25 protein-coding genes are annotated in these 26,942 nt (G+C 67.7%); 22 read left to right on the plus strand and 3 right to left on the minus strand.

Features of this window, described 5'->3' with window-relative positions; all coding sequences use genetic code 11:
* The first annotated feature begins 145 nt into the window (after window positions 1-145).
* The 5 genes from H0X91_RS00555 to H0X91_RS00575 all read left to right on the plus strand — a co-directional run bounded on the left by H0X91_RS00555 (window position 146) and on the right by H0X91_RS00575 (window position 5,736).
* Window positions 146-343 (plus strand): DUF3311 domain-containing protein, encoded by a 198-nt coding sequence (locus H0X91_RS00555; protein WP_006490947.1) that lies wholly within the window; start codon window positions 146-148, stop codon window positions 341-343.
* Between the two features lie 82 nt (window positions 344-425).
* Complete coding sequence (locus H0X91_RS00560; protein ID WP_058903814.1) at window positions 426-1,820, plus strand: sodium:solute symporter family protein; 1,395 nt, start codon at window positions 426-428, stop codon at window positions 1,818-1,820.
* A gap of 21 nt (window positions 1,821-1,841) precedes the next feature.
* Window positions 1,842-3,509 carry an amidohydrolase gene (locus H0X91_RS00565; protein ID WP_196432701.1) on the plus strand — a complete coding sequence of 556 codons (1,668 nt, stop codon included), beginning with the start codon at window positions 1,842-1,844 and terminating at the stop codon, window positions 3,507-3,509.
* Window positions 3,506-4,534, plus strand: coding sequence for a CobW family GTP-binding protein (locus H0X91_RS00570; RefSeq protein WP_196432702.1), 1,029 nt, complete (start codon window positions 3,506-3,508; stop codon window positions 4,532-4,534). Before H0X91_RS00565 ends, H0X91_RS00570 begins: the two co-directional genes overlap by 4 nt.
* 131 nt (window positions 4,535-4,665) lie before the next feature.
* Window positions 4,666-5,736: a lysozyme inhibitor LprI family protein gene (locus H0X91_RS00575; protein WP_196432703.1), complete on the plus strand. Its 1,071-nt coding sequence runs from the start codon at window positions 4,666-4,668 to the stop codon at window positions 5,734-5,736.
* 15 nt (window positions 5,737-5,751) lie between these two features.
* On the opposite strand, the gene H0X91_RS00580 is transcribed toward H0X91_RS00575, so the two are convergent.
* Entirely contained in the window at window positions 5,752-6,843 is a 1,092-nt protein-coding gene (locus tag H0X91_RS00580) for a LacI family DNA-binding transcriptional regulator (protein ID WP_059721470.1), read from the minus strand.
* Window positions 6,844-7,084: 241 nt separating this feature from the next.
* Here H0X91_RS00580 and rbsK point away from each other — a divergent pair, with 241 nt between their 5' ends.
* Genes rbsK through H0X91_RS00595 form a run of 3 tightly spaced genes read left to right on the plus strand, consistent with a single transcriptional unit; the run spans window position 7,085 to window position 10,382 of the window.
* The gene (gene rbsK, locus H0X91_RS00585) at window positions 7,085-8,011 is read left to right on the plus strand and encodes a ribokinase (protein WP_060213287.1); all 927 of its coding nucleotides are present in this window, start codon (window positions 7,085-7,087) and stop codon (window positions 8,009-8,011) included.
* Window positions 8,012-8,071: 60 nt separating this feature from the next.
* Window positions 8,072-9,391 (plus strand): MFS transporter, encoded by a 1,320-nt coding sequence (locus H0X91_RS00590; RefSeq protein ID WP_006485868.1) that lies wholly within the window; start codon window positions 8,072-8,074, stop codon window positions 9,389-9,391.
* Between the two features lie 43 nt (window positions 9,392-9,434).
* The gene (locus tag H0X91_RS00595) at window positions 9,435-10,382 is read left to right on the plus strand and encodes a dihydrodipicolinate synthase family protein (RefSeq protein WP_196432704.1); all 948 of its coding nucleotides are present in this window, start codon (window positions 9,435-9,437) and stop codon (window positions 10,380-10,382) included.
* 185 nt (window positions 10,383-10,567) lie between these two features.
* Here the strand turns inward: H0X91_RS00595 and H0X91_RS34895 are convergent, their stop codons facing one another.
* On the minus strand, window positions 10,568-10,858 hold the full coding sequence (locus tag H0X91_RS34895) for a hypothetical protein (RefSeq protein WP_226245005.1): 291 nt from the start codon (window positions 10,856-10,858) through the stop codon (window positions 10,568-10,570).
* Between H0X91_RS34895 and H0X91_RS00605 the strand changes: the two genes are divergently transcribed.
* Window positions 10,800-11,447: a hypothetical protein gene (locus H0X91_RS00605; RefSeq protein WP_196432705.1), complete on the plus strand. Its 648-nt coding sequence runs from the start codon at window positions 10,800-10,802 to the stop codon at window positions 11,445-11,447. The genes H0X91_RS34895 and H0X91_RS00605 overlap by 59 nt on opposite strands.
* 126 nt (window positions 11,448-11,573) lie before the next feature.
* Here the strand turns inward: H0X91_RS00605 and fliD are convergent, their stop codons facing one another.
* Window positions 11,574-13,088 (minus strand): flagellar filament capping protein FliD, encoded by a 1,515-nt coding sequence (fliD, locus tag H0X91_RS00610; RefSeq protein ID WP_048988512.1) that lies wholly within the window; start codon window positions 13,086-13,088, stop codon window positions 11,574-11,576.
* A gap of 573 nt (window positions 13,089-13,661) precedes the next feature.
* Here fliD and H0X91_RS00615 point away from each other — a divergent pair.
* From H0X91_RS00615 to H0X91_RS00675, 13 genes are all read left to right on the plus strand, one after another.
* Complete coding sequence (locus tag H0X91_RS00615) at window positions 13,662-13,862, plus strand: hypothetical protein (RefSeq protein ID WP_077020527.1); 201 nt, start codon at window positions 13,662-13,664, stop codon at window positions 13,860-13,862.
* 216 nt (window positions 13,863-14,078) lie between these two features.
* Window positions 14,079-15,044, plus strand: a complete 966-nt coding sequence (locus H0X91_RS00620; RefSeq protein ID WP_062911529.1) for a dTDP-4-dehydrorhamnose reductase family protein — start codon at window positions 14,079-14,081, stop codon at window positions 15,042-15,044.
* A 139-nt stretch (window positions 15,045-15,183) separates the two neighbouring features.
* Window positions 15,184-16,581: a DUF389 domain-containing protein gene (locus tag H0X91_RS00625; RefSeq protein WP_006485862.1), complete on the plus strand. Its 1,398-nt coding sequence runs from the start codon at window positions 15,184-15,186 to the stop codon at window positions 16,579-16,581.
* A gap of 60 nt (window positions 16,582-16,641) precedes the next feature.
* Window positions 16,642-17,559, plus strand: a complete 918-nt coding sequence (locus H0X91_RS00630; RefSeq protein ID WP_006497915.1) for a LysR family transcriptional regulator — start codon at window positions 16,642-16,644, stop codon at window positions 17,557-17,559.
* 183 nt (window positions 17,560-17,742) lie between these two features.
* On the plus strand, window positions 17,743-19,071 hold the full coding sequence (locus tag H0X91_RS00635; RefSeq protein ID WP_006497916.1) for an MFS transporter: 1,329 nt from the start codon (window positions 17,743-17,745) through the stop codon (window positions 19,069-19,071).
* A gap of 90 nt (window positions 19,072-19,161) precedes the next feature.
* Entirely contained in the window at window positions 19,162-20,145 is a 984-nt protein-coding gene (locus tag H0X91_RS00640) for a succinylglutamate desuccinylase/aspartoacylase domain-containing protein (RefSeq protein WP_006484839.1), read from the plus strand.
* Window positions 20,146-20,508: 363 nt separating this feature from the next.
* On the plus strand, window positions 20,509-21,369 hold the full coding sequence (locus H0X91_RS00645) for a transporter substrate-binding domain-containing protein (protein ID WP_034203907.1): 861 nt from the start codon (window positions 20,509-20,511) through the stop codon (window positions 21,367-21,369).
* Window positions 21,370-21,461: 92 nt separating this feature from the next.
* Window positions 21,462-22,184, plus strand: coding sequence for an ABC transporter permease (locus H0X91_RS00650; protein ID WP_006481063.1), 723 nt, complete (start codon window positions 21,462-21,464; stop codon window positions 22,182-22,184).
* A 12-nt stretch (window positions 22,185-22,196) separates the two neighbouring features.
* On the plus strand, window positions 22,197-22,943 hold the full coding sequence (locus H0X91_RS00655) for an ABC transporter permease (protein ID WP_006484844.1): 747 nt from the start codon (window positions 22,197-22,199) through the stop codon (window positions 22,941-22,943).
* A gap of 27 nt (window positions 22,944-22,970) precedes the next feature.
* Window positions 22,971-23,762 (plus strand): ABC transporter ATP-binding protein, encoded by a 792-nt coding sequence (locus tag H0X91_RS00660; protein ID WP_006484818.1) that lies wholly within the window; start codon window positions 22,971-22,973, stop codon window positions 23,760-23,762.
* Between the two features lie 7 nt (window positions 23,763-23,769).
* A complete protein-coding gene (locus H0X91_RS00665) occupies window positions 23,770-25,263 on the plus strand; it encodes an HAL/PAL/TAL family ammonia-lyase (protein ID WP_006484825.1) in 1,494 nt (497 codons plus the stop codon).
* Window positions 25,264-25,313: 50 nt separating this feature from the next.
* Entirely contained in the window at window positions 25,314-26,069 is a 756-nt protein-coding gene (gene hutC / locus H0X91_RS00670; protein ID WP_006497918.1) for a histidine utilization repressor, read from the plus strand.
* A 234-nt stretch (window positions 26,070-26,303) separates the two neighbouring features.
* Window positions 26,304-26,876, plus strand: coding sequence for a plasmid fertility inhibition factor family protein (locus H0X91_RS00675; RefSeq protein WP_034203909.1), 573 nt, complete (start codon window positions 26,304-26,306; stop codon window positions 26,874-26,876).
* Window positions 26,877-26,942: the final 66 nt, after the last annotated feature.

The following is a 26,942-nucleotide window of genomic DNA, read 5'->3' on the forward strand; positions in this document are numbered from 1 at the left end:
CTGGCCCAAGCGATTGCCCGCGTCTGGCACTATCGCGCGCTTTTTTGTCTTCGAATACTGGGTTCGCCGCCGCATGTCGCGCAGGCGCCGCCTGCCGCGTCCGCGCACCGGCTTTCCGTACGAACCCGCATTCGAGGAGACACGCATGCTCAGGTATCTGATCGGCATCGGTATTCCGTATCTCGGCGTGATGGGCGTGCTGCCGTGGGTGGCCGCGCAGGATCGCTACGTGCTGGGCGTGCCGTTCATCTTCATGTGGATCTTCGCGTGGTTCGTGCTGACGTCCGGCTGCCTGTTTGCATGCTGGATGCTGTTCGACCGCCGCGCGGGCGGCGCAGCGTAGCGCTCGTCGTGTCGTGGTCCGCCGGCCGCTCCCCGCGTTTTCCGGCGAACCCCGTGCTTTCCGTCCTTTCGCAGAGGTGCGCATGTCAACGGTCGTCTTCGCCGCGCTGATCGCGCTGTCGCTCTATCTCGCCGTTCGATCCGGCCGCGGCCGCGGCCAGCAGAGCGTGCATGACTTCTTCGTCGCGTCGCGCCAGTTCGGCACGGCGCTCGTGTTCTTCCTGACCGCCGGCGAGATCTACAGCATCGGCACGATGGTCGGCTTCCCCGGCGGCATCTACGCGAAAGGCCCGACCTACGGCGTGTGGTTCCTCGGCTACATTCTGCTGGCCTACCCGATCGGGTATTTCGTCGGCCCGAAGATCTGGGAGGCCGGCAAGCGCCACAACGCGATCACGCTGCCCGATCTGTTCAAGGGCCACTATCGCAGCCGCGGGCTCGAACTCGTGGTTGCGTGCGCATCGATCCTGTTCCTGATTCCGTGGGGGCAACTGCAGTTCACGGGGCTCGTCGCGGCGCTCAAGGGGCTCGGCTGGCACGTCGAGCCGCTGTACCTGATCCTCGTGTGCGCGGCGCTGGCGTTCACGTACATCGCGATTTCCGGCGTGCGCGCGTCGGCCTATATCGCGATCCTGAAGGACATCCTGATGCTGCTCGCGATCGTCGTGACGGGCATCGCCGTCGCGTGGCAGGTCGGCGGCGTGCATCCGGTGTTCGACGCCGCGAGCCGGCAGGTCAGCAACACGATGAGCGGCTCGCAGCTGCGCTTCTCGATGAGCACGATGCTGTTCCAGTCGCTCGGTTTCTACCTGATGCCGTTCGCCGCGCAGAATTTCTTCACCGCGCGCGGGCCGAACGCGATCCGGCGCACGCAGGTCGTGATGCCGCTGTACATGCTGATGTATCCGTTCCTCGTGATCGCGTCGTACTACGCGATCACCGCGAACCTGACGCTCGCGTCGCCGAACGACGCGTTCTTCGCGGCCGTCACGCACCTGTTGCCCGGCTGGCTGATCGGCCTCGTCGCGGCCGGCGCCGCGCTGTCGGGATTGCTGGTGCTGGCCGGCATCTGCCTCGCGATCGGGCCGATCGTCACGCGCAACCTGATGCCGAACCTGCCCGAGTCGCGCCAGAAGCGCGCGGCGAAATACGTGATCGTCGGCTACCTGCTGCTGTCGATCGCGACCACGCTGCTCACGCCGAACCTGATGCTCACGCTGATCAACACCACGTACTACGGCGTCACGCAGTTCCTGCCGGGCGTGCTGATCCTGCTCGCGCGGCGCCAGGTGCGGCCGGTCGCGGTGGGCGCCGGGATGATCTGCGGCCAGGTGCTCGCGATGGTGTTCTACGTGTTCCATGTCGATTTCGGCGGCATCAACCTCGGGCTCGTGTGCCTCGCCGTCAACGTGCTCGTCGTCGTGGCCGTGCATGCGATGCTGCATGGCCGCCCCGTCAAGCAATACGCCGTATCCTGACGCAAAGGAGAAACGCGCCCCATGCACGCATCCGCAACTTCGGCCGCGCCCGTGACGATCTTCACGGCGCGCCGCATCCTGACGATGAACCCGGCGCAACCGTCGGCCACGCACGTCGCCGTGCGCGACGGTCGCATTCTCGCGGTCGGCGACGCCGCCGACGCGGCTGCATGGCCCACGCGCTTCGGCGCCTGCGCGGCGGACGACACGCTGCGCGACAAGGTGTTGATGCCGGGGCTCGTCGAAGGGCACTGTCATTTGATGGAAGGCGCGATGTGGGACGCCGTGTACGTCGGCTACTACGACCGGCGCGGCCCCGACGGCACGCTGTGGCCGGGCCTGCGCTCGCTCGACTCGGTGCTCGACCGGCTCATGGAAGCCGAACGCGCGATCACCGACGACGGTCCGCTGCTCGCATGGGGTTTCGATCCGATCTTCTTCGGTACCGCGCGGCTGACGGTGCGCGAACTCGATCGCGTGTCGGCGGCACGGCCGATCGCGATCCTGCATGCGAGTGTGCACCTGATGAACGTGAACGGCGCGATGCTCGCGCGTGCGGGCATCGACGAGGATACCGACATCGATGGCGTGTCGCGCGACGCCGACGGTCGCCCGACCGGCGAGCTGCAGGAGTTCGCGGCGATGCTGCCGGTGTATCAGACGATCGGCGGCAAGCTCGCGATTTCCGCGAGCGAGAAGCCGCACGCGGTCTGGAATTTCGGGCGCGTCGCGCAGCTCGCGGGCGTGACGACGGCCACGGATCTCGTCAACGACCTGTCGCCCGACGGCAATCGCACGCTGCACGAGGTGACCGCCGATCCCGACTACCCGGTGCGGATCGTGCCGGCGTTCGCGCCGCAGCGCAATCCGGCGCGCTCCGTCGACAGCGTGCTCGCGGAGATCGAACGCAACACCGACAAGCTGCATGTCGGGCCGGTGAAGTTCATCGTCGACGGCTCGATCCAGGGCTTCACCGCGCGCGTGCGCTGGCCCGGCTACGCGGGCGGGCAACCGAACGGGCTGTGGCTGATCCCGCCCGCGCAGCTCGTCGACGTGTTCGAGCCGTTTCATCGCGCCGGGCTGCAACTGCACGTGCACACCAACGGCGACGAGGCGACCGACGTCGTGCTCGATGCGATGACGACGCTGCTCGCCCGCCATCCGCGCCCCGACCATCGCCATACGCTGCAGCATTGCCAGATGGCGGACGCCGCGCAGCTCAAGCGCGTGCGCGCGCTCGGGATGTGCGTGAACTTCTTCGCGAATCACCTGTACTACTGGGGCGACGCGCACTACAGCCAGACCATCGGCCCCGATCGCGCGAACCGGATGGACGCGGCCGGCTCCGCGCGGCGGCTCGGCATTCCGTTCGCGCTGCACTCGGATGCGCCGATCACGCCGCTGAACCCGCTGTTCACCGCGTGGTGCGCGGTGCAGCGCGAGACGGCGTCCGGGCGCGTGCTCGGCGAAGGCGAACGGCTGTCGGTGGACGACGCGCTGCATGCGATCACGCTCGGCGCGGCTTATACGTTGCGGATGGATCATCTCGTCGGCAGCATCGAGGTCGGCAAATTCGCGGATTTCGCGGTGCTCGACGACGATCCGTCGGTGTGTGCGCCCGCCCGCCTCAAGGAACTCGCGGTGTGGGGCACCGTGCTCGGCGGGCGCGTGTTCCGGTCGCCGCGATGAATGCACACGCCGATGCAGCCGGGGTGACTGCTCGCACGCCGATCGACCTCGCGGTGATCGGCGGTTATCTCGGCGCGGGCAAGACGACGGTCGTCAACGCTATCCTGCAGGCGCCGCACGGCCGGCGCATCGCGGTGCTCGTCAACGATTTCGGTGCGGTGAACATCGACGCGCGTCTCGTGCGAGCCCGCGGCGACGACGTGATCGAACTCGACAACGGCTGCATCTGCTGCACGATCGGCGGCGCGCTCGTCGATGCGCTGACGCGCGTCGCGACGCGCGACGTGCGGCCCGACCTGCTGCTCGTCGAAGCGAGCGGCGTGGCGGATCCCGCGAAGATCGCACAGATCGGACTGCTGAACGGTGCGTTCCGGCTGACGTCGGTGCTCGTCGTCGCCGACGCGCTCGCGTGGCGCGACACGCTGGCCGACCCGCTGGTCGGCGCGATGGCGCAGCGCCAGCTCGACGGCGCGGGCGCGATCGTCGTGACCAAGCTCGATCTCGTGGCGCCCGAGCGGCGCGATGCGGTGCTCGACGACGTGCGCGCCCATGCGTCGACCGACATCGTCGTTGCGGCACGACATGGCGAGATTCCGCTCGCGTTGCTGTTCGATGGGGCCGTGCCCGATCGTCGCGCGACGACCGACCTCGCGCGTTCGCACCGGGCGATCGGGCATCACGCGATGCCGGCGTTCGCGAGTCTCACCGTCACCGTGCGGGCCGTGCTCGACAAGGCGCGACTGCGCGCATGGCTGAAGGCGTTGCCACGCACGATCCTGCGCGCGAAGGGCATCGTGCGCGTGGCCGATGCAGACGGGGCGATCGCCACGCGCGCGTGTCAGGTCGCCGCGCGGCGCATCCGGTTTTCGTCGCTGGAAGACGAAGGCTTGACCGCACGCGACGGCGACGGCGTGATGGTGTTCATCGGGTTCATCGACCCCGCGACGGAAGCGGCGTTGCGCGACGGCATCGCGCACTGCGGCGTGGCTGACGAAGCGGTTGCGACGGCATCGAACGTCGATTGATCGGCGTCGCGCATTCGGGTTACGCTTCGGCGGGGCGGCCGCATGCGCTGCATGCCGGGCCGGGTGTTTTTACCTCGAATGTCGCGCACCGGTAGCTTCTACGGGCGCGCGACCCAGCGACGATCAAGCCGATGACCATCCACAACCGATCGAATGTGCGCGGGCAAGTCGCGATTCCCGCATGTGAAACGCAGCGTCCGCACTGGCCATCCGTCGCGGCGGCCGCGCTGCTGATGCTGCTGCCGGTCGCCGCGCATGCGGCCGGCTTCGACTGCGCGAAGGCCGCGTCGCCCACCGAGAAGACGATCTGCGCGAACCCCGCGCTGTCGAAGCTCGACGGCGAGCTGTCGACGGCGTGGAAGCGGGCGCTCGCGCAGGGCGGCGATACGGCCGCGCTGAAGCAGGCGCAATTGACGTGGCTCAAGCAGCGCGACCAGTGCGGCGGTGATGCGCCGTGCCTGCGCGACCGTTATCGCGAACGGCTTGCGAGCCTGAACGGCACGCCGCTCGCGGCCGATCGCTGGCAGCAGACGTGGTATCTCGACAGCGACAACCCATCGTTCGGCGGTGTGCTGACGTTCACCGGCACGGCGCCGCGCCTGCATTTCGCGTTGAGCGCCAACAACGGCGCGCACGATGGCGGGCTCGACGGCGACATCGTGCTGCACGGCGACAGCGGCACCTATCGCCGGGACAAGTGCCGGCTCGATTTCGACCGGAAGGGCGGACGCATCCGCGTCACGCAGCAGGGTGCCGATATCGATTGCGGCGCAGGCATGGGCGTCATGTACGCAGGCGACTACGTGACCGCCGCGCAGTCGCAGTCAAAGCCGCCGGCCGACCTGCTGAGCCTCAAGGTCGTCGCCGACGCACAGCAGAACGCGACCGCGCACAAGCTGCTCGGCGCCGACTATCAGACGCTCGTCGACGTGGTCAATCTCAGCGCGGACGAAAAGGATCTCGACGGCCTCAACGCACAGGTGACGTCGTACTGGGTGCGCGGCATCGCGACGACGAACGCGGCGATCGTGATGCGCCGCGGCACCGATCTGTGGATCGGGCTGCTGGTGTTCGATGCGAAGAACAACGTCCGGATGCGTTATTACTCGAACGTGCCGGCGTGGAAGAAAACGGTGCCGAAGACGATCAACGCGTGGCACGACCGTCTCGACAAGACACTGCCGATCGACGTGATGCAGTAAGCACGCGCTGCTTCGCTATTTCTTGCGTGCCGCACGCGTGCGGGTCTGCGCCGGCGCCGCCGCGGATGCCCGGATGCGCAACTCGGGCTGGACCGCGTGGCCAGGCCCCGTAGCGCCGTTCTCGAGCGCATCGAGCAACGCATGCGCGGCCTGGCGCCCGATCGCGTCGGTGTCGACCCACATCGTCGTCAGCGGCGGCTGGATCTCGCGCGCGAGCGCGATGTCGTCGAATCCGGTGATCGACAACTGCGCGGGCACGTCGATGCCGAGCGCCTGTGCTTCGAGCAACGCGCCGAGCGCGAGCGCGTCGTTGCCGCAGATCACCGCGGTCGGCCGCGTCGCCGCGTCGCTGCCGACGATCGCGCGCAGGCTCGCCCGCCCGAACGCGATCGTGGCCGCGCCTTCGTGCTGATGCACGGGGCGCACCGCGAGCCCATGCGCGGCAAGCGTGTCGTGAATGCCGCGCAGGCGAGCCTGGACGCGGTCGTTGTCCGTCGACGGCTGCATGATGATCGCGAAATCGCGGTGGCCGAGGTCGAGCAGATGGGCGGTGAGCTGCGCGAATGCCGCGCGGTTGTCGAAGCCGATGCAGCAGTGCGGGCTGTCGTCGCGATACGCATACGTGACGACGTACGGTACGCGATGCATCGCCAGGAGTTCGAACAGTTCCGGCGGATACGCTTCGCCGACCAGCGACACGGCCTCCACGCCGCGCGACAGCATCGCGCGCACCTGCGAGAGCGCCTGCGCGGGGTCGTAGTTCGAGCAACCGAGGAACAGCGTGATGCCGTGCTCGGCCATGACCGTCTGCATGCCGGCGACCTGCGATGCGAACACCTGGTCGTCCAGCGTCGGGATGATCGCGCCGGTGATGTGGGTGCGCGTGGACGCCAGCGCGCGGCCGGCCGCATTCGGGATCCAGTTCAGCGCGAGCGCCGCGTCGCGCACACGCTGCTGCACGTCGGCCGAAACCTTGCCGGGATCGTTGTACACGCGCGAGACGGTCGCGGTCGACACGCCGGCCAGTTTCGCGACGTCGCCGAGTACCGAGCGGCCGCTGCCGCGGCGTGCCCGCGACGCGCCACCGCGGGACGGGGGCGAGCTCATCGGCGGTCTCCCGGCGGCATGGGCCTGCCGGCGCGGTGCGTTGCCAGTCGCGTCATTGTTTACCCTCGATTCATGGTGGTCCCGCTTGCATCTCCATTCGATCCTGTGAGAATGTAAGCGCTATCTTGTTGCTGCTCCATATTATGTCAGACATGGATTTCACCCGCATCGCGGAATTTTCAGAGGCGATGGCCTGTCCGGCCATTTTGTCGGCTTTAAATGTAAGCGATTACATTCGAACATGAGCGACACCACGTCACCGCGTATCGCCGTCGTCGGCAGCGTCAACATCGACCTCGTCACGCGCGCGCCGCGCCTGCCGGTGCCGGGCGAAACGCTGCTCGGCACGACGTTCGAGACCGTCCACGGCGGCAAGGGCGCGAACCAGGCGGTCGCGGCCGCGCGCCTCGGTGCATCGGTCACGATGATCGGGTGCGTCGGCGACGACGCGTTCGGTGCGCGCCTGCACGGCGCGCTGGCGGCAGAGCGCATCGACGTGACGCACCTGCACCGGATCGGCGGCACGGCGACCGGGGTCGCGACGATCACGGTCGACGACGACGGCGCGAACAGCATCGTCGTCGTGCCCGGCGCGAATGCATGCGTCGATGCCGACCGGATCGATGCGGCGCGCGACGCGATCGCCGGGGCCGCGCTGCTCGTGTGTCAGCTCGAGGTGCCGGTCGCCACCGTGGCGCGCGCGATTGCCTGTGCAAGCGCGCACCACACGCAGGTGCTGCTGAATCCCGCCCCCGCACGGCCGCTCTTCGATGCGTTGCTGGCGCGGGTCGACTATCTGGTCGTCAACGAAACCGAGGCCGAGTCGCTGACCGGCATCGCGGTCGGCGACGACGCGTCGGCCGCGCGCGCCGCCGAGGCGCTGTGCGCGAAGGGCGTCGGCAACGTGCTCGTCACGCTCGGCGCGCGCGGCGTCTGCTGGCGCGGCAGCGCAGGCAGCGGCCGCCATCCGGCGATCGCGGTGGCGGCCGTCGATACGACCGCGGCCGGCGACACGTTCGTCGGCGGGTTCGCGGCCGCGCGAGCCGGCGGCGCGTCGATGGACGACGCGATCGGCTTCGGCCAGCGTGCGGCTGCGATCAGCGTCACGCGCCACGGCGCGCAGACGTCGATTCCGACGCGCGACGAAGTCGACCGTATGGAGAGCTGAATTCCGCATGCGACGGAACGGCCGAACCCGGCCGAAACCAGTGACATGGAGACAATCGACATGAACGACAACCCACCTGTTCCGCACGCGCCGCCACGGATTCGGCGCGGTCAACGCATTGCGCTCGCGCTGTTGATGGCGAGCGGGATCGTCAACTATCTCGATCGCGGTACGCTGGCCGTCGCGAGTTCGGCGATCCGCGGCGATCTCGGCCTGTCGCTCGCGCAGATGGGGCTGCTGCTGTCGGCCTTCTCGTGGAGCTATGCGCTGTGCCAGTTTCCGGTCGGCGGGCTGGTCGACCGCATCGGCCCGCGCCGGCTGCTCGGCATCGGGCTGATCGTCTGGTCGTTCGCGCAGGCGGCGGGCGGCATCGTGTCCACCTTCGGCTGGTTCATCGTCGCGCGCATCGTGCTCGGCATCGGCGAGGCGCCGCAATTCCCGTCGGCCGCGCGCGTGGTGAGCAACTGGTTTCCGCTGCGCGCGCGCGGCACGCCGACCGGCATTTTCAATGCCGCGTCGCCGCTCGGTACCGCGCTTGCGCCGCTGCTGCTTTCGGTTCTCGTCGCCTCGTTCGACTGGCGCTGGGCGTTCATCGTGACCGGGGCGCTCGGTCTCGTCGTCGCCGTCGTGTGGTTCGCGCTGTATCGCGACCCGGTGCGCGCGGAACTGTCCGTCGCCGAACGCGGTTATCTCGATGCCGATGCGCAAAGCGTCGTCGCCGCGCCGAAACTGACCTTCGTCGAATGGCGCAGCCTGTTCTCGCACGGCACGACCTGGGGCATGCTGATCGGCTTCTTCGGCTCCGTGTACCTGAACTGGGTCTACCTGACCTGGCTGCCGGGCTACCTGACGATGGAGCGGCACATGAGCCTGGTTCGCACGGGGTTTGCCGCATCGGTGCCGTTCCTGTGCGGATTCGTCGGTTCGCTGGTCGCGGGCTGGCTGTCGGATTTCGTCACGCGCCGCAGCCGGTCGCCGGTCGCGAGCCGGCGCAATGCGGTCGTGGCTGCGATGCTCGGGATGGTCGCGTTCACGATTCCGGCCGCGCTCGTGCAGAGCAATACGGTTGCGCTCGCATGCATTTCGGTCGTGATCTTTCTCGCCAACGCGGCGTCGGCGTGCTCGTGGGCGCTCGCGACGGCGGCCGCGCCGCCGAGCCGCATCGCGTCGCTCGGCGCGATCCAGAATTTCGGCGGCTTCATCGGCGGCGCGCTGGCACCGATCCTGACCGGCATCATCGCGCAGAGGTGGTCGTTCGTGCCCGCGTTGCTCACCGCGGCCGCGATCGCGTTCACCGGTGCGATGGCGTACCTGCTGCTCGTGCGCAAGCCGATTCCCGAACAGGCCGCGAACGCCGCGCCCGGGCCGTTGCCGGCTTGAGCATGCCGCCTGCATCCGCATTCATTGAAGCAAGGAGAAACAGATGCAACACCCGCAGCAATCGAACGTGACCATCGAAGGGATCGTGCCGGTGATGCTGACGCCGTTCGACGACGCCGGTGCGATCGACTACGCCGGACTCGAGCGGCTCATCGAATGGTATCTGGCGCACGGATCCGACGCATTGTTCGCGGTCGCGCAGTCGAGCGAGATGCAGTTCCTGAGCCTGGCCGAACGCGCGGCACTCGCGCGCTTCGTGGTCGAACGGGTGGGCGGGCGTGTGCCGGTCGTCGCGTCCGGGCACATCAGCGACGATCTCGATGCGCAGGTCGCCGAACTGTGCGCGGCGGCCGAATCGGGCGCGCAGGGCGTCGTGCTCGTGACCAACCGGCTCGATCCGCAACGCAAGGGCAGCGCCGCATTGCTCGACCATCTGCACCGGCTGCTTGCGCGGTTACCGTCGGATCTCCCGCTCGGTCTGTACGAATGTCCGGCGCCGTACCGGCGGCTTCTGTCGGATGACGAACTGCGCGCGTGCATCGACACGGGCCGGTTCGTGATGCTCAAGGACGTGAGTTGCGATCTCGCGACGGTGAAGCGCCGCGTCGCGCTCGCCGCAGGATCGCCGCTGAAGATCCTGAACGCGAACGCCGCGATCGCCTGGGACGCGATGAAGGCCGGGTCGGCCGGTTTCAACGGCGTGTTCACCAACTTCCATCCCGATCTCTACCAGTGGCTGCGCACGCGGGGCGAGTCGAATCCGGCGCTGGCCGACGAACTGTCGGCGTTCCTGGTCGTCTCGGCGGTATCGGAGGCGCTGGGCTACCCGGCGCTCGCGAAGCTCTATCACCAGCGGATCGGTACGTTCGGGTCGATCAAATGCCGTGCGATCGACTACGACGTGCGCGAACGCTTCTGGGCGCTCGACGCGGTGCTCGACAAGATCGTGGCCGGCACCGAACATTTCCGCCGGCGGATTGCCGCGTCATAACGGAGGACGCGTGCCGCGCCAGCCGCGCGGCGCGTGATCGCATCGCGTGCCGTGCATGCGGCGGCACGCTCGGTGCCTGCAAGCACGAGCCGCTTTGCGCGATGCGCCGCAATCGCGGCGCACTCGTTGCGATCCCCTTCCGTCGATGGCGGCAACGCCTGCCGCCGCGCCCCTCCCGCCGTCAGTCACGACATCACGAACTCGAACCGTCCGCGGTCCGCGAGCGCGCTGTCGACGTTCGTCTCGTCCATCCGCCACGCCGCGCATTTGCCGTGTCCGACGAACTGTCGACATGTCTTGCGCGAGGCGACGAAAGCGCACAAATCTGCGCAATTCCGCGGCCGTGCGTTGTAACGGTTCGTCATACCATGCTCCGGAGTGATTTTTGCCGATGAACCGCTGAAGCCGCATTCGCCCATGCAACACGTGACGACGACAAGCCAGCCGCCGATCCTGGCGGCGCCGGTTGATCCCATGCTGCACGCCGTGATCGATGAAGTCGTCCACCGGAGCGTGTCGGAAGCGACGACGCGTAGCGGCTACATGCGCTGCGCCGACTATGCGATCGTCGGCGCGCGGGTGCTGACGCTGTTGACCGGCCAGTCTTATCGGCCGTTCGCGGGCGGTGAAGTGATGGATTTCGGCGGCGGCAACCTGTACGCGCTGTGCACGACGCGCGAGCGGCGCCGCACCGCGCGGCATCTGTCGCAACTCGCGCGGTATCACTGCTGGATCGAGGCGCGCCACGACGGCGTGAGCGGCCGCACGCGCAAGGAGATCGTCGACTTCACGCTGCGCCATGACGAGACCGTCGCGCAACAGCTGGGCATGCCGTTCGCCCGTGCCTACCAGGCCTATTTCTGGGGCTGGGAGGACGAGCACGCGGTGCCTGCCGAGTTGCGCGACCATCCCGTATTCGCGAAGCAGGGGCCGGTGTGGCGCTGGGCCGAGCGCGAATGCACGTCGCTGCTGCGCGCGTACGAGCACGAACGTCCCGGCTATTTCGGGCGTCAGATATCACGTGCAATCGATTGGTTCGCCGATCGCGTCGAAGGTCTCGGCTGACGCGCGCCTGCGTCGAGGACAATTGCGGGCCGGCTGCCGGCCGCGGTGACGTCGATCCGGCGGGCGCTGGCGCGCTGCCGGGCATGGGCGACGTCTGCGGGGCCGCGCGTACCGCGACCCGGCCGTTCACCTCTTGGACAGCGTACCGTTACTGTTCGCACCACCAAACAATCGCGTCAGGTATTGCGAGTTGGTATTCATCCGGGTCATCAGCGTATTGAGCGCGGTGAACTGGGCCTGATACTGCTTGGTCAATTGCGCTGCATAGTCGGACAGATCCGACTGCTGCTGTGCGACACGTTTCAGATCGGCGTTCAGCGCGGTCGTGCGCACGTCGATCATTCCGTTCTTCTTCGTGAACTGCGTGATCTGGTCGGCCAGGCGCGTGCCGATCCCGTTCTCCGGATTGAACAGGCGCGCGACGCCCGACGGATTGGCGGATAGCGCGCTATCGAGCTTTGCGCTGTCGACGTTCAGCGTGCCGTCCCGCTCGAGCTTGATGCCGATCGACAACAGGTTCACGTGTCCGTTGCCCTTTTCGGTGGCGCCGCCGCCGTCGACGCCGCGCGCGACGATCGACGCCAGCGCGTTGCGGATCGTGTTCAGCGTCGAATCGCCGATCAGCGCGCCTTGCGAGCTGGCGCCGGCCGTGTAGCTCGACAGTGCGCCCATCGTCTTGACGACCGTGTTGTACAGGCTCACGAAATTCGTGATCGTGGCGGCCTGCGATTTCGTGTCGGTGCTGACCGTCAGCGTCTGCGTATCGGTCGCGCTGACCGCGGCCGCCGACAGGTTCAGCGTGATGCCGGTCAGCACGCCCGACACCGTGTTGCTCGCGCTGGTCGATGCGATCCCGTTGAGCGTGAATTTCGCATCCTGCGCGACCGCGCTCTGCCGCCAGGCGGCCGCGCCGTTTGCCGAATCGATCTTCGACGCGCCACCCGACGGATCGGCCGTCGACGTGACGCCGAGGTTCGACAGGCCGCTGTCGTTGGCAACGTTGGCCACGGCGACGCTGATCGCGTTCGCCGAGCCCGTCTTCGACGACGCGAGCACGAGGTGCGCGCCGTCCGTGCCGTTGATGACCGTCGCGCTGATTCCCGGGTTGCCCGACGCGCCGTTGATCGCCGCCGCGATGCCCGCCAGCGTGTTGTTGGTGCTGCCGACCTCGACCTTGAACGACTGGCTGCCGAGCGACAGCGTCAGCGTGCCGGTGCCGAGCGCCTTGCTGCCGTTGAAGCCCGCGGACGACAGCGCCTGCGCGGTCGCGATCTGCGTGACGCCGACCGTGTAGGTGCCGGCCACCGCGCCCGCGCCCGCCGTCGCGGTCAACCCCTTGCCGCTCGCGACGGCATTGAACGTCGACTGCAGTGCGCCGTTCTTCAGCGACGTCAGGCCCGCCTCGAGCGCGCCGAGCGCCGACGACAACGCGCCGAACGCGGAAATCCGCGTGTTGCCGCTCGCTTGCGAAGCGGCCAGCGTCGCGACCCGGCCAGCTGTTTTCGCGTTCACCAGCGTCTTGACGAGCGCGCCGACGTCCATCGCCGGATTGCCGGTCGAGCCGTTGATGATCGATTGCGCCGCCTGTTGCATCAGGCTGTTCGCGTTCGCGCTGCTGTTGACGGGCGTGTTCGTTGGCATGGGGGGCTCCGGTTGAAAGGCGATCCAGTCGCGAACGGCGGTCCAGCCGGCCGGCGGTGATCCGGGCGGGCGCGTGGCGATCCGCGTGCATGCCGCTTCTCGCACGCCGCGGATGGCTGGGGTGTCGGGAAAACGTAAGAATGAATCGGTGCGCTATCGTATTCTTAAATCGGTATTGGTTGGTAATTTTTTGTAATGATTCTTGCGAAAAGTGTGGCTGGGGAAAGGGTTGGTGCAGGTTCGGTGAAAACGAGCGGCGTTTCAGTCCACGTGCATGATTATGTTTGTATTTATCAAGGAATTTCGCCGGATTTTAAAACCTGCCGGAAACATGAATGTTCGATGACATGTTTTTCGTCGATTTTGCTAAACAGCACGCGGATGGGCGGTGTGCTGAAGGGGAGTCATTTCTTGCGAGTATCCGATACGCTCTCGGATTCGAGGTATCCGTCGTCTTTGAATCATATGGATTTTTTATCAAAAATATTTCATCGTGGTTCGACCCACTGGGGTACTTTTTCTTCGCTGGCATCGAGTGACCGAGTGTGACCCTTAGGACAAGGAGCGTAAAGAATGCGATACGAGGTGTTGAGTGGCGGTCCGACCAAAACCGCGGGTGAAACGGTGGTGGCTCTCCAACGCAAGGTCAACGAAGCGGTGAGCATCGGAGCGGTATTAGTGGGTGGGATTAGCGTTGTTTTTGGGCGTGCACCGGGATTCATCGCCAAGGACGCACATGAAGCATTTCAGGCGGTCACATATCCGGACCAATAGGGGAAAAGTGCCAGTTGGCCCTACCGAAGGGGCAGGCCGGGGCTGTTACAGTGGATACGCCTCAGGCGAAGACGAAACCATTCCGGATCGAGCGTTGACGTTGGCGGTCGCGACGCCGCTGGACACCTCGTTCCGTATCCTGCCGAACCGGCGCACGGACAATGTACCGACCACGAAGGTGCGTTGATCCGCGTGGCTTTTACACGAATGCACTCAATGACAGCAATCGATTCGTCGACTTCTCTCCCCACCATCCTCCTCGTCGGCGCCTCCGGCCTGCTCGGCCGCGCGGTCGCCGCGTCCTTGTCCCGCGAACCGTCGCTGACGCTGCTCGCGACCATCCGGAACCCGCAAGGCGCCGGTGCGAAACGGCTCGCATTGCCGCCGGACAACATCGCCGAACTCGACGTCCTCGACCAGCCGTCCCTCGAACGCCTTTTTGAAATCCACAAGCCGGCAGCGGTGATTCTCTGCGCCGCCGAACGTCGCCCCGACGTCTGCGAACGCGACCCGGCCGCCGCCCGCGCCATCAACGTCACGGCGCCGGCTCGCATCGGCGCACTCGCCGCGCGATACGGCGCATGGACGCTCGGCATTTCGACCGACTACGTCTTCGACGGCAAGGCCGCCCCCTACAGCGAGGACGCCACCCCGAACCCGCTGAACATCTACGGTCGCACCAAGCTGGAAGGCGAGGCCGCGCTGCTCGCCGCCTCGCCGCTGTCGTGCGTGCTGCGCCTGCCGTTGCTGTTCGGCCCGATCGCCGACTGGAGCGAATCGGCCGTCACGAGCCTCGTTCCGGCCGTCGTCGCGTCGGCGCGCCCGGGCGCCGACGCGGTCGGCATGGACGCATGGGCGATCCGTTACCCGACCTACACGCCCGACGTCGCGCAGGTCATCCGCGATCTGACGCTGCGCCATCTCGCGGGTGACACGGTCACGGGCATTCGCCATTGGTCGAGCGAGGAGCCGATGACGAAGTACGCCATCGCGCAGCGAATCGCGGCCGCGCTCGGCATCGAGGCGTCGCTCACGCCGATCACCCAGCCGACCGACGCGACGCCGCGTCCGTACGACTGCCATCTCGACGCGACACGCGTGCGCGCGCTCGGGATCGATTACGCGACGCCGTTCGATACGGCGCTGCACGCGATCCTGCACGACGGCCGCCCGATACCGTAAAGCCGCACGCGGGCGGCCGATTGTGCGAACGCCGCCCCTATGCGATGCTTGTCGCGCTGCGCGCGCGGGTTCCCGCGGGTCGCGCGACGCAGGATGACGCGATACCCGCGCCGTTCCCACGGCTCAACGAACAACAACCATGACCACCGTATCCCCCCGTCCGACGACGCGCACGCTGGCGCGTGTGCGTACCACGTTTCGCCAGTACTTCAGCCTGCGCGAAGGCCAGGCCGACCGGGAAACGATCGATCAGGACATCCGCGGCGGCGTCGGATTGCGCGGGACCAACCTGTGGATCCTGATGTCCGCGATTTTCATCGCGTCGATCGGCCTCGACGTGAACTCGACGGCCGTCATCATCGGCGCGATGCTGATCTCTCCGCTCATGGGGCCGATCATGGGCCTGGGCTACGGGATCGGCATCTACGACTTCGCGTTGATCCGGCGCTCGCTGAAGACGCTGGCCGTCGCCACGCTGATCAGCCTTGCGACTTCGGCGCTGTATTTCTCGCTGAGTCCGCTGACGGGCGAACACTCCGAACTTCTCGCGCGCACGTCGCCGAGCATCTGGGACGTGTTGATCGCGCTGTTCGGCGGGCTCGTCGGGATGGTCGGCGCGACGCGCAGCGAAAAGACCAACGTGATCCCCGGCGTCGCGATCGCGACCGCGCTGATGCCGCCGTTGTGCACGGCCGGCTACGGGCTCGCGCATGGCAGCCTCGCGTATTTCGCGGGCGCGTTCTACCTGTTCTCGATCAACTGCGTGTTCATCGCGTTCGCGACCGTGGTGGTCACGTGGGTGATTCGCGCGAAGCCGGCCGCGCGCGTGGACGAGGCGATGCAGCGGCGCGTGCGGCGCTTCGTGCTCGCGGCGGTCGTCCTGACCGCCGTGCCGAGCGTGATCCTCGCGTACCGGCTCGTCACGCAGGAAGTGTTCAACGCGCGCGCCGACCAGTTCATCAAGGCCGAGCTGTCGCTGCCGTTGTCGGTGGTCGCGAGCCGGCATATCGATCCGCGCGGCCGTGTGATCGAGGCGATGCTGGTCGGCCGGCGTGTCGACCAGGCAATGCTCGACCGGCTGGCGGACAAACTGCCGGCCTACGGTTTGCCGAACAGCCGGCTCGTCGTGCGGCAGGCCGGCGACGAACGCATCGACACCGGGGCGCTCGCGTCGTCGCTGAAGGCGAGCATCGCGCAGGACCTGATCGCCGCGAACCATGCCACGCGCACCGAGATGGACGTGAAGGACCAGACCATCGCGCGCCTGCAGCACGAAATCGACGGCCGGGCGGCGCAGCAGGCCGAACTGGCGCGCGTCGCGCGCGAACTGCGCACGCAGTATCCGCAGATCCGCGAGATCCTGTATGGCGCGACCGATGCGTGGGACAGCGGCGCAAGCGCGCCGGACGCCGAGCCGCTCGTGACCTTCGTGGTGTCGACCGCGAAGCCGCTGCCGCGCACCGACCGGCAGCGAATCGAGCGCTGGCTGAGCGTGCGGCTCGATTCGCCGCGCGTGCGGGTCGTGACGGCCGGCTGATGCGACGCGCATGCCGATGATTCAGCGTCGCCCCGTGCCGTTGACTGCAGGAGCCCTGCCATGCAACTGAAATGGCTCGAAGACTTCGTCGAACTCGCGCGCACGCGCAGCTTCACGCGTGCAGCGGAAAACCGCTTCGTCACGCACCCGGCGTTCGGCCGCCGCATCCGTTCGCTCGAGGAATGGGTCGGCACGCGCCTGATCGCGCGCACGAAGCCGCTCGAACTGACGGCGGCCGGCACCGTGTTCCTCGATGCCGCATCGAACGCGCTCGACATCCTGCACGGTGCGCGCACGCAACTGCAGGAAGCGTCGCCGGTGCCGGAAAACACCCTCCGGATCGCGACCGGCCGCACGCTGTCGGCCACCTTCTTCCCCGACTGGTACGACGAGACGGTTGCGCGCGCAGGCTTTTTCACGGCGACCGTGTCGACCGGCAGCGCGGAGGAGGCGATCCTGCAGCTGACGGCCGGCGAGGCCGACATGCTGATCGTCTATTCGAGCCCGCACACGCGGCTGCTGATCGACCGCGACCGCTTCGACTGGCTGTCGGTCGCGCGCGAGGTGCTGGTGCCCGTCAGCGCGCTCGATGCGCGCGGCAGCGCGCGCTACCGGCTGCCGGCCGGGCAGGCGCCGGTGCCGTGGCTCGCGTTCGCCCGTACGCTGACGCTGCGCGCGGTGCTCGCGCGCCATCTCGCCGAAATGCCGAACCGGCCGACGTTGCGCCCGGTGTACCAGGCCGACTCCTACGAAGCGATCCTCGCGATGGCGCGGCGCGGGCTCGGCCTCGCGTGGCTGCCGCAGCGGCTCGTCGCGGACGACGTGCGGCGCGGCGAACTCGCGATCGTCGGCGGCGCGGACTGGCAGATCGGTTTCGACGTCGCGCTGTATCGCCGCCGGAACGAATCGCATCCGGTCCTCGACGCGATCTGGCGCACCGCGCCGTCCCGCGACGACGGCGGAGCGCCGGCCGGCTGAACCCGCGGCCCGGGTCGCCCCGGCGCGCGATGCACCGATCAGCACGATCGCGTGCCGAAACGGCACGAACGCACGCGCCGCGGTGCCTACACTCCGCGCTTGACTGGCCCGGACGCACGCCGGCAACCGCCGCGCGCCGTCTTTCACAATCCTGACGGCCAGCATCAACGGAGGAGCACAGGCATGACCCGCAACCCGCACGCCGCGCAGCCGGCCCCGCACAATCCGTGGCGCGAGATCTGCGCCGCGAGCATCGGCAACGCGCTGGAATTCTACGATCTGCTGATCTACGGCTATTTCGCGATCGTCATCGGTCAACTGTTTTTCCCGACGCACGACGCGGCCACCTCGCTGCTGCTGTCGGTCGGCACGTTCGGCATCTCGTTCGTCACGCGGCCGCTCGGCTCGATCGTGCTCGGCAGCTATGCGGATCGCGCGGGCCGCAAGGCATCGCTGACGATTTCGATCGGGCTGATGATGCTCGGCACCGCGATGATCGCGTTCGCGCCGACGTATGCGCAGATCGGCATCGCGTCGCCGCTGCTGATCATCGTCGCGCGGATGCTGCAAGGCTTCTCGACGGGCGGCGAATTCGGCGCGGCGACCGCGTTCATGGTCGAGCAGGCCGACGCGAAGCGGCGCGGCTTCTTCGCGAGCTGGCAGATGTCGACGCAGGGGCTCGCGACGGTGCTCGCGGCCGGCGTGTCCGCGCTGCTGAGCCTGCTGCTGACTGCCGACCAGCTGCATGCGTGGGGCTGGCGCGTCGCGTTCGCGGTCGGACTGCTGATCGGCCCGGTCGGGCTGTATATCCGCCGCAACATCGACGAACCGGCCGATTTCCGCCGGCTCGGCGAGGCGGGGCGCGCGAAGTCGCCGCTGCGCGACGTGTTCGTGCGCGACCGCGCGAACATGCTGCTCGGCGCGGGCGTGGTCGCGACGGCCACGGCGTTCAACTACGTGCACAAGCTCTACATGCCGACGTACGCGGTGAAGCAGCTGCATATCCCGGCTACGTCGTCGTATCTCGGCGCGGTCGTCACGGGCGCGATGCTGATGATCGCGGCGCCGGTCGTCGGGCACCTGTCGGATCGGTTCGGCCGTATTCGCGTGATGCTGATCGCGCTGATTCTCGTGGGCGTGACGACGTGGCCGCTGTTCGTCCTGCTGAACCGCTATCCGACGGTCGAAACGCTGCTCGCGGTGCAGGCGCTGGTCGGGCTGCTGATCGCGGTGAGCCTGGCGCCGCTGCCGGCGCTGCTCGCGGACATCTTCCCGACCAGTACGCGCGGCACGGGCCTCGCGCTGTCGTACAACTTCTCGGTGACGCTGTTCGGCGGCTTCGCGCCGCTGATCGTGACCTGGCTGATCGACGCGACGCACGACAAGCTGGCGCCGAGTTTCTACGTGATGGCGACGGCCGTGCTCGGCATCACGTCGGTGATCTCGCTCGGCCGCCGGATGCGCGGCGCGGCGGCCGGTTCCGCGGCGGCGACGCGCGCGACCGAGGCGTGATCCGTCACGCCCGAACCCGATTCCGGCGCAGCCGGCCGACGCCGGTCGCGCCTTTCCCGAACCCTGACGAATCCTTCCGACACTTCCGACATGACCACGCTTGAAGCCATCCGCGCCGCGCTGCCGGCCTATCCGATCGAAGTGACGTTCCCGGACATCTCGCGCTGGCGCGCGGGCAACACGGGCATCGACTATCTGCACACGTTCGACAGCGGCAAGCCCGGCAAGCACGTGATGATCCTCGCGCTGACGCACGGCAACGAAGTCAGCGGCGCGATCGCGGTGGACGCGCTGCTGACGGCCGGCCTGCGGCCGGTCGCGGGCCGGCTGTCGCTCGGCTTCGGCAACGTCGGCGCGTACGAGCATTTCAGCGCGGAGAATGCCGACGCGACGCGCTACCTCGACGAAGACATGAACCGCGTATGGACGCCGGCCGCGCTCGACGGCACGCGCGACAGCCGCGAGCTCGCGCGGGCGCGGGCGATGCGGCCGCTGCTGGATACGGTCGACCTGCTGCTCGACATTCATTCGATGCACGAAGCATCCGCGCCGCTGATGATGACGGGGCCGCTCGACAAGGCGATCGCGCTGGCCGCCGCGCTCGGCACACCGGAGCACGTGATCGTCGATCGCGGCCATGCGAACGGCACGCGGCTGCGCGACTACGGCGGCTTCGGCGATCCGGCGAGCGCGAAGAACGCGCTGCTGATCGAGACGGGCCAGCACTTCGCGGCGAGCGCGCGCGCGGTCGCGCTCGACAGCGCCGCGCGCTTCCTGCTGCACGCGGGCGTCGTCGCACGCGACGACGTCGCGGCGTTCCTGACGCAGGCCGCGCCGGTGCGGCAGAAGTTCATCGAGATCACGCAGCCGGTCGTCGCGCGCTCGATGGATTTCCGGTTCTCGCAGCCGTTCACCGGGCTCGAAGTGATCGCGAAGGCGGGCACCGAGATCGCCCGCGACGGCGACGACGTGATCGTCACGCCGTACGACGACTGCGTGATCGTGCAGCCGTCGATGCGCCATCTCGGCGTGAACGTCACGATGATGCGGCTCGGGCGCCTGCTCGAACGCTGAGCCGGGCGGGTCGGCGCCGGCCCGTGTCGACATGCTGCAATGCAGCGCTTGCGATGCTCCCGGCAAGCGCGCATTTGTCGTCGGGTCGAAAAGCGGCCGCAGGGGCATGGCCTGACGATCGAATTCGGAATTTGTCTAGTCATCCTTGCGATTCGGCCACCCGAACTGCACCAAACATGTGCCGGAATTCCCCGCGACGGCGCACGCCGGATGCCTGTAATTAGGGGATTTCCCGCGTTTGCTTCGTTTTTATTGATCGCTGCTTGTCGCGCTGTTTTTCTTCTTGCATGCTTGTATAGACAAATTCCTGAGGCGGCTTGCTGCACCGAAGGGATGGCGAACTTCAACGCAAGGAGAAATCTCGTGAACGGCAAGCGCATCAAGTGGGCAATCAGGACGATCGGCATCATCGCGGCTGCGGCGGCCACGCTCGCGGCGCCGGTGCAGGCAAAGGAATGGAAGACGGTGACGGTCGCGCTCGAAGGCGGCTACGCGCCGTGGAACCTCACGCTGCCGGGCGGCAAGCTGGGCGGTTTCGAACCGGAGCTGCTCGCCAACGTGTGCGAGCGCATCAAGGTGCAGTGCAACATGGTCGCGCAGGACTGGGACGGGATGATCCCCGGCCTGCAAGCCGGCAAGTTCGATGTCCTGATGGATGCGATTTCCATCACGCCGGAGCGCGAAAAGATCCTGCTGTTCTCGCGCCCGTATGCGGCGACGCCGGCGACGTTCGCCGTCACCGATACGAAGATCCTGCCGAAGGCCGCGCCCGGCGCGCCGATCGTCAAGCTGACGGGTGACGCCAACGCGGACAAGCCGACCGTCGACACGCTGCGCAAGCAGCTGAAGGGCAAGACGATCGGCATCCAGTCGGGCACCGTCTACACGAAATTCATCAACGACAGCTTCAAGGACATCGCGTCGATTCGCGTATACAAGACGTCGCCCGAACGCGATCTCGATCTGGTCGCCGGGCGCATCGACGCATCGTTCGACGACGTCACGTACTACGCGGCGAACAACGCGAAGAAGGACAACGCGTCGATCGTGCTCGCGGGGCCGAAGCTCGGCGGCCCGATCTGGGGGCCGGGCGAGGGGCTCGCGTTCCGCAAGCAGGATGCCGACCTGAAGACGAAGTTCGATACGGCGATCGCCGCGGCGCTCGCGGACGGCACCGTGAAGAAGCTCGCCGACAAGTGGTTCAAGACCGACGTCACGCCGTAAGCGCGTGTTCGGCTGCCGCCGCGTGAGCCGGTCGAACGGCGCACGGCGGCACGCATCCAGTGGCTTCACCCAACGCATGCCGGGAGGCACGCATGGCGATTCTTGAAATGCTCGGTTTCGGTACCGAAGGCTGGGGCGGTGTGCTGCTGCTCGCCGCACTGATGACGGTCGCGCTGACGCTTGCCGCGCTCGCGGTCGGGGCGGTGATCGGCGCGGCGATCGCGGCCGCGAAGCTGTCGCGCTACCGCACCCTCCGCCTGCTCGGCGATCTGTATACGACGGTATTTCGCGGCGTGCCCGAACTGCTCGTCATCTATCTGTTCTACTTCGGCGGCTCGACGCTCGTGACGGCCGTCGGCCAGTGGTTCGGCGCGGAAGGCTTCATCGGCGTGCCGCCGTTCGTGATCGGTGCGCTCGCGGTCGGGATGATCTCGGGCGCCTATCAGGCAGAGGTCTATCGCGCGGCGGTGCTCGCCGTGTCGAAAGGCGAGCTCGAGGCGGCGCGCTCGATCGGCATGCCGCGCAGCATGGTGCTGCGGCGCATCCTGGTTCCCCAGGTGCTGCGCTTCGCGTTGCCCGGGATCGGCAACGTGTGGCAACTGAGCCTGAAGGATTCCGCACTGATCTCGGTCACCGGTCTTGCCGAGTTGCTCCGCACGAGCCAGATCGCGGCCAATTCGACGCACCAGTACTTCGTGTTCTTCGTCGCGGGCGGTGCGTTGTATCTGCTGATGACGGGCTTGTCGAACCGCGTGTTCAACCGGGCGGAAGCGATCGTCGGCCGGTCGTTCCGCCGCAATTTCGCGCGCAACTGACGGAGAACGGGCATGTCCATCGATTTCGCTTTTCTCGTCGATACGCTGCGCCAGTTGCTCGCGGCCGTGCCGACCACGCTCGGCCTGTTCTTCGCGTCGCTCGTGCTCGGCGGCCTGCTGTCGCTCGTGATCGTCACGATGCGCGTATCGCCGCGCTGGTTGCCGAACCGTTTCGCGCGTGCCTACATCCTCGTGTTTCGCGGCTCGCCGCTGCTGATCCAGATGTTCCTCGTGTATTACGGGCTCGGCCAGTTCGGCGTGATCCGCGAGAGCTTCATGTGGCCGCTGCTGCGCGAGCCGTACGTTTGCGCGGTATTGTCGCTCGCGCTGTGCACGGCCGGCTACACGGCCGAAATCCTGCGCGGCGGGCTGATGGCCGTGCCGATCGGGCAGATCGAGGCCGGTTATTCGATCGGCCTGTCGGGCTTCGCGCTGCTGCGGCGCGTGATCGGCCCGATCGCGCTGCGCCAGTGTCTGCCCGCGTATTCGACCGAAGCCGTGCTGCTGGTCAAGTCGACCGCGCTGGCGAGCCTCGTCACCGTATGGGAAGTGACGGGCGTCGCGCAGCAGATCATCCAGCAAACCTACCGGACGACCGAAGTGTTCGTCTGCGCGGCCGTCATCTATCTGGGCCTGAACTTCATCGTCGTGCGCCTGCTCGGCGCGCTCGAATGGCGGCTCTCGGGGCACCTGCGTGCGCCGAAGCCGTCCGGTGCGCCAGCCGCCGCGACCCGCAATGCCCGGCGCGTCGCGTCCTGAGCGCGCCATTCCTTCCAGGAGAATCCGATGAACACCGCTGCTCCCGTTGCGCTGTCGGTCAGAAACATCCACAAGTCGTTCGGCGATCATCATGTGCTGAAGGGCATTTCGCTCGACGCGCACGAGGGCGACGTCATCTCGATCCTCGGCGCGAGCGGATCGGGCAAGAGTACGTTCCTGCGTTGCCTGAACCTGCTCGAGACTCCCGATGACGGTTCCGTCGCCCTGGCCGGGGAGGAACTGGCGATGAAGCGCGCGCGCGACGGCAAGCTGCATCCGCGCGACCGGCGCCAGGTCGACCGGATCCGCTCGCAGCTCGGGATGGTGTTTCAGAACTTCAATCTGTGGTCCCACATGACGGTGCTCGACAACCTCGTCGAGGGGCCGCTGCGCGTGCAGAAGCGCAGTCGCGCGGAAGCGGTGGAGGAGGCCGAGGCGCTGCTGGCGCGCGTGGGCCTCGCGGACAAGCGTGGCTACTATCCCGCGCACCTGTCGGGCGGCCAGCAGCAGCGGGTCGCGATTGCACGCGCGCTCGCGATGCATCCGAAAGTGATGCTGTTCGACGAACCGACGTCGGCGCTGGACCCGGAACTGGTGGGCGAGGTGCTGCGCGTGATGCGCTCGCTCGCGGAGGAGGGGCGCACGATGCTGGTCGTCACGCATGAAATGGGATTCGCGCGCCACGTGTCGAATCGCGTGATGTTCCTGCATCAGGGCGAGGTCGATACGGACGGCACACCCGACGAAGTCTTCGGCGGCCAGACGTCCGAGCGCTTCCGGCAATTCGTGTCGAGCCACCACGACCGCACCGCGAACTGAGGCTGCCATGACCGTATTCCGTGCGGCTCGGCCGCTTGACTGGCGGCAGGTTGCGGCGGTGGCGGCCGGCGCGCCGCTGGCGTTGGCCGACGATACGCGCGCGCGCGTCGTGGCCGCTCGCGAACTCGTCGACGAGATCGTCGCGCGCGGCATTCGCGCCTACGGCGTCAATACCGGCGTCGGTGCGCTGTGCGACGTGATCGTGTCGCCGGCGCAGCAGAGCACGCTGTCGCACAACATCCTGATGAGTCACGCGGTGGGCGTCGGCATGCCGCTCGGCGCAGCCGAAACCCGCGCGATCATCGCGGCCGCGATCAACAACTATGCGCACGGGCATTCGGGCGTCCGTCCCGATGTCGTCGAACAGCTCGTCGCGCTGCTCGAGCACGATTGCCTGCCGGAAGTGCCGGCGCACGGCTCGGTCGGGTACTTGACCCACATGGCGCATGTCGCGCTCGTGTGCGTCGGGCACGGCCATGCGCGCCATCGCGGCGAACGCATGCGCGGCGACGAGGCGCTGCGGCGTATCGGCCGCGAACCGCTGGTGCTCGGCGCGAAGGAGGGGTTGAGCCTGGTCAACGGAACGCCGTGCGTCACGGGGCTGGCTGCGCTCGCGCTCGCCCGCGCCGAACGGTTGCTCGACTGGGCCGACTGGATCGCGGCGATGAGCTTCGAGAACCTGGGCGGGCAACTCGCCGCATTCGATCCGGCTTCGCTCGCGCTGCGGATTTCCCCCGGTATCGGGCAGGTCGGCGCCCGTGTGCGTGCGCTGCTGGCGGACAGCGGCATGCTTGCCGCGGCGAGCGGCCGGCATACGCAGGATCCGCTCAGCCTGCGCACGATTCCGCACGTGCATGGCGCGGCGCGCGACGTGTTCGACGTCACGGCGGAGGTCGTCGATCGCGAACTCGCATCCGTGACCGACAATCCGGTCGTGGCCGGCACGCGAGACGCGCCGGCCGTGCATTCGCAGGCGCACGCGGTCGGCGCCGGCATCGCGCTCGCGATGGACAGCCTCGCGGCGGCGATGGCGCAAGTCGCCGCGATCGCCGAGCGGCGTCTCGACCGGCTCGTGAATCCGCTCGTCAGCGGGCTGCCGGCGTTTCTTGCCGCGCCGGGCGGCAGCTGTTCGGGTTTCATGATCGCGCAGTACACGGCGGTCGCGCTGGTCGCGCAGAATCAGCGGCTTGCCGCGCCGGCGAGTCTCGACGGCGGCATCACGTCAGGGCTGCAGGAAGATCACCTGTGTCATGCGACGCCGGCCGCGCTGAAGGCGCTCGACATCATCGAGAATACGACGCGCGTGCTCGCGATCGAGCTATTGGCCGCCGCGCAGGCGTACGACCTGCAGCCGGGCGACACCGCGCGGGCCGCATCGACGGACGCGCTGTGGCGGCATGTGCGCACGCGCGTGCCGGTCTATCGCGACGACCGGCCGCTCGCGGACGATATCGCGATCGCGGCCGGCATCGTCGCAGGCGTGCCGCCTTCGTTGCAGTGACGACAGGCGAGGACGGGCCGATTACCCAACATTCATTCGGTCGAGGGCGCATGAGCGAAACGGAACGCAAGCTTTTCGCACGGCCGGCGCAGGCGTCGGCCGACACCGTGCCGGCGCGGGCACTGCCGGCCTATCAGCAGATCAAGCGCTACGTCGTCGAGCGAATCGCGAAGGGCGACTGGAAGCCCGGCGCCGCGATCCCGACCGAGGCCGAACTGGTCAAGGAATTCGGCGTGGCCCGGATGACGGTGTCGCGCGCGCTGCGTGAACTGACGGCCGAGCGCGTGCTGACCCGCATCCAGGGGGCCGGCACGTTCGTCGAGCGTCGGCATTACGAGTCGACGGTGCTGGAGATCCGCAACATCGCGGACGAGATCGCCGAGCGCGGCCATCGGCACAGCGCGCGCGTGCTGCTGATCGAGCGCAGCGTCGAGCCGGACGCGATCGATGCGCTCGGACTGCGCGCCGGGCCCGTGTTTCATTCGCGTATCGTGCATTACGAGGAAGACGAGCCGATCCAGTTCGAGGATCGCTACGTCAATCCGGCCTTGTTTCCCGCGTATCTGGAGCAGGACTTCACGCTCGAGACGCCGAATCATTACATGGTGCGACTCGCGCCGATCCAGCGGGCGGAGTTCCGGATCTACGCGGAGAAGCCCAACGCGCAGGTGCGTCGGCATCTCGTGATGGAAATCGGTGAACCGTGTTTGCTGCTACGACGCCGCACGTGGGTCGGCGAGCATGTCGCCACGTCGGTCAGGCTGTGGCATCCGGCGTCGCGGTTTCATCTGGCGGGCAAGATGTAGGGACGTGCGGCGGCCCTGGGCGGGACGCACATTTGCCGCTGCGGCCGGCGCTGGCGATGTACCCGTATGGGTCGTGATGGCGCGATGTCGCACCTGCATCGAAAGGCGATACACTGCGCGGGTTCCCGATCCGGTCGGGAGCGTCGGGGAACCGGGCGACCGCATCGCGGCACCCGCGCGGAGCACGCCACGGGCCCGGACTCATTCGAAAAAATCGAGAGAAAGAGTGGGCCCATGCTGACACGTCTTCGTAACGGCATCCTTCGTGCACAGGACCTGCGCGAATCCGGAGCCGCTTCACCCACCCAGCGCCCGTCGATGGCGTGCGAACTGGTCGAGCTGAGCGCGAAGCGCGCGACGTGGCGCGTCCCCGTGCCGAATCAGGCGGACTGCTATCTGAAGGCCGAGCCGGGTGGACCCGAGCGGTTTGTCGTCCATATCGACGCGGAGACGTTCTATCGCCGCTGGCTCGAGACGAGCCCCACGTTCCCGAAACAGAATTCGCAGGATTGCGTACCGCGCCGGGCCATGTCGCTCGACAGCAAGTTCGCGGTAGCGGCCACCGCGTTCAGGGGCGGCCGCGACGCACCTGTGACGCTGCCGTCGGTCGGCTACTGGGCGGCGGCAAGCGGCTACGAGGTCGCGATGAGCGACGGCATGACGCGCACCTTCTGGCTGCTCGCCCATCGCGTGCGGTCGTTTCCCGTCAGCGTGGCCGACGCGAGCTGGGCGACGATACTGAACGGCATGGCCGGCATCGGCGTGGCGCCGATCGCGTTCAGCGAACTGTTCGCCCGGCGCGCATAAGCGCGCCGCCGCCGCGCAGCGCGCATCGTCCGGCTCGATTTGACACCTGGCGTCGCCGCCCATTAA

It is taken from the genome of Burkholderia sp. 9777_1386, assembly GCF_015712265.1.
Lineage (GTDB): Bacteria > Pseudomonadota > Gammaproteobacteria > Burkholderiales > Burkholderiaceae > Burkholderia > Burkholderia cenocepacia.

Coding starts and splice junctions, on each gene's coding strand:
- H0X91_RS00660 (WP_006484818.1), top strand. CDS start 22,971: ATGAACACCGCTGCTCCCGTTGCGCTGTCGGTCAGAAACATCCACAAG.
- H0X91_RS00655 (WP_006484844.1), top strand. CDS start 22,197: ATGTCCATCGATTTCGCTTTTCTCGTCGATACGCTGCGCCAGTTGCTC.
- H0X91_RS00555 (WP_006490947.1), top strand. CDS start 146: ATGCTCAGGTATCTGATCGGCATCGGTATTCCGTATCTCGGCGTGATG.
- hutC (WP_006497918.1), top strand. CDS start 25,314: ATGAGCGAAACGGAACGCAAGCTTTTCGCACGGCCGGCGCAGGCGTCG.
- H0X91_RS00675 (WP_034203909.1), top strand. CDS start 26,304: ATGCTGACACGTCTTCGTAACGGCATCCTTCGTGCACAGGACCTGCGC.
- H0X91_RS00625 (WP_006485862.1), top strand. CDS start 15,184: ATGACCACCGTATCCCCCCGTCCGACGACGCGCACGCTGGCGCGTGTG.
- rbsK (WP_060213287.1), top strand. CDS start 7,085: ATGAGCGACACCACGTCACCGCGTATCGCCGTCGTCGGCAGCGTCAAC.
- H0X91_RS00630 (WP_006497915.1), top strand. CDS start 16,642: ATGCAACTGAAATGGCTCGAAGACTTCGTCGAACTCGCGCGCACGCGC.
- H0X91_RS00560 (WP_058903814.1), top strand. CDS start 426: ATGTCAACGGTCGTCTTCGCCGCGCTGATCGCGCTGTCGCTCTATCTC.
- H0X91_RS00590 (WP_006485868.1), top strand. CDS start 8,072: ATGAACGACAACCCACCTGTTCCGCACGCGCCGCCACGGATTCGGCGC.
- H0X91_RS00570 (WP_196432702.1), top strand. CDS start 3,506: ATGAATGCACACGCCGATGCAGCCGGGGTGACTGCTCGCACGCCGATC.
- H0X91_RS00580 (WP_059721470.1), bottom strand. CDS start 6,843: ATGAGCTCGCCCCCGTCCCGCGGTGGCGCGTCGCGGGCACGCCGCGGC.
- H0X91_RS00615 (WP_077020527.1), top strand. CDS start 13,662: ATGCGATACGAGGTGTTGAGTGGCGGTCCGACCAAAACCGCGGGTGAA.
- H0X91_RS00605 (WP_196432705.1), top strand. CDS start 10,800: ATGCAACACGTGACGACGACAAGCCAGCCGCCGATCCTGGCGGCGCCG.
- H0X91_RS00635 (WP_006497916.1), top strand. CDS start 17,743: ATGACCCGCAACCCGCACGCCGCGCAGCCGGCCCCGCACAATCCGTGG.
- H0X91_RS34895 (WP_226245005.1), bottom strand. CDS start 10,858: ATGGGATCAACCGGCGCCGCCAGGATCGGCGGCTGGCTTGTCGTCGTC.
- fliD (WP_048988512.1), bottom strand. CDS start 13,088: ATGCCAACGAACACGCCCGTCAACAGCAGCGCGAACGCGAACAGCCTG.
- H0X91_RS00620 (WP_062911529.1), top strand. CDS start 14,079: ATGACAGCAATCGATTCGTCGACTTCTCTCCCCACCATCCTCCTCGTC.
- H0X91_RS00565 (WP_196432701.1), top strand. CDS start 1,842: ATGCACGCATCCGCAACTTCGGCCGCGCCCGTGACGATCTTCACGGCG.
- H0X91_RS00650 (WP_006481063.1), top strand. CDS start 21,462: ATGGCGATTCTTGAAATGCTCGGTTTCGGTACCGAAGGCTGGGGCGGT.
- H0X91_RS00640 (WP_006484839.1), top strand. CDS start 19,162: ATGACCACGCTTGAAGCCATCCGCGCCGCGCTGCCGGCCTATCCGATC.
- H0X91_RS00595 (WP_196432704.1), top strand. CDS start 9,435: ATGCAACACCCGCAGCAATCGAACGTGACCATCGAAGGGATCGTGCCG.
- H0X91_RS00665 (WP_006484825.1), top strand. CDS start 23,770: ATGACCGTATTCCGTGCGGCTCGGCCGCTTGACTGGCGGCAGGTTGCG.
- H0X91_RS00575 (WP_196432703.1), top strand. CDS start 4,666: ATGACCATCCACAACCGATCGAATGTGCGCGGGCAAGTCGCGATTCCC.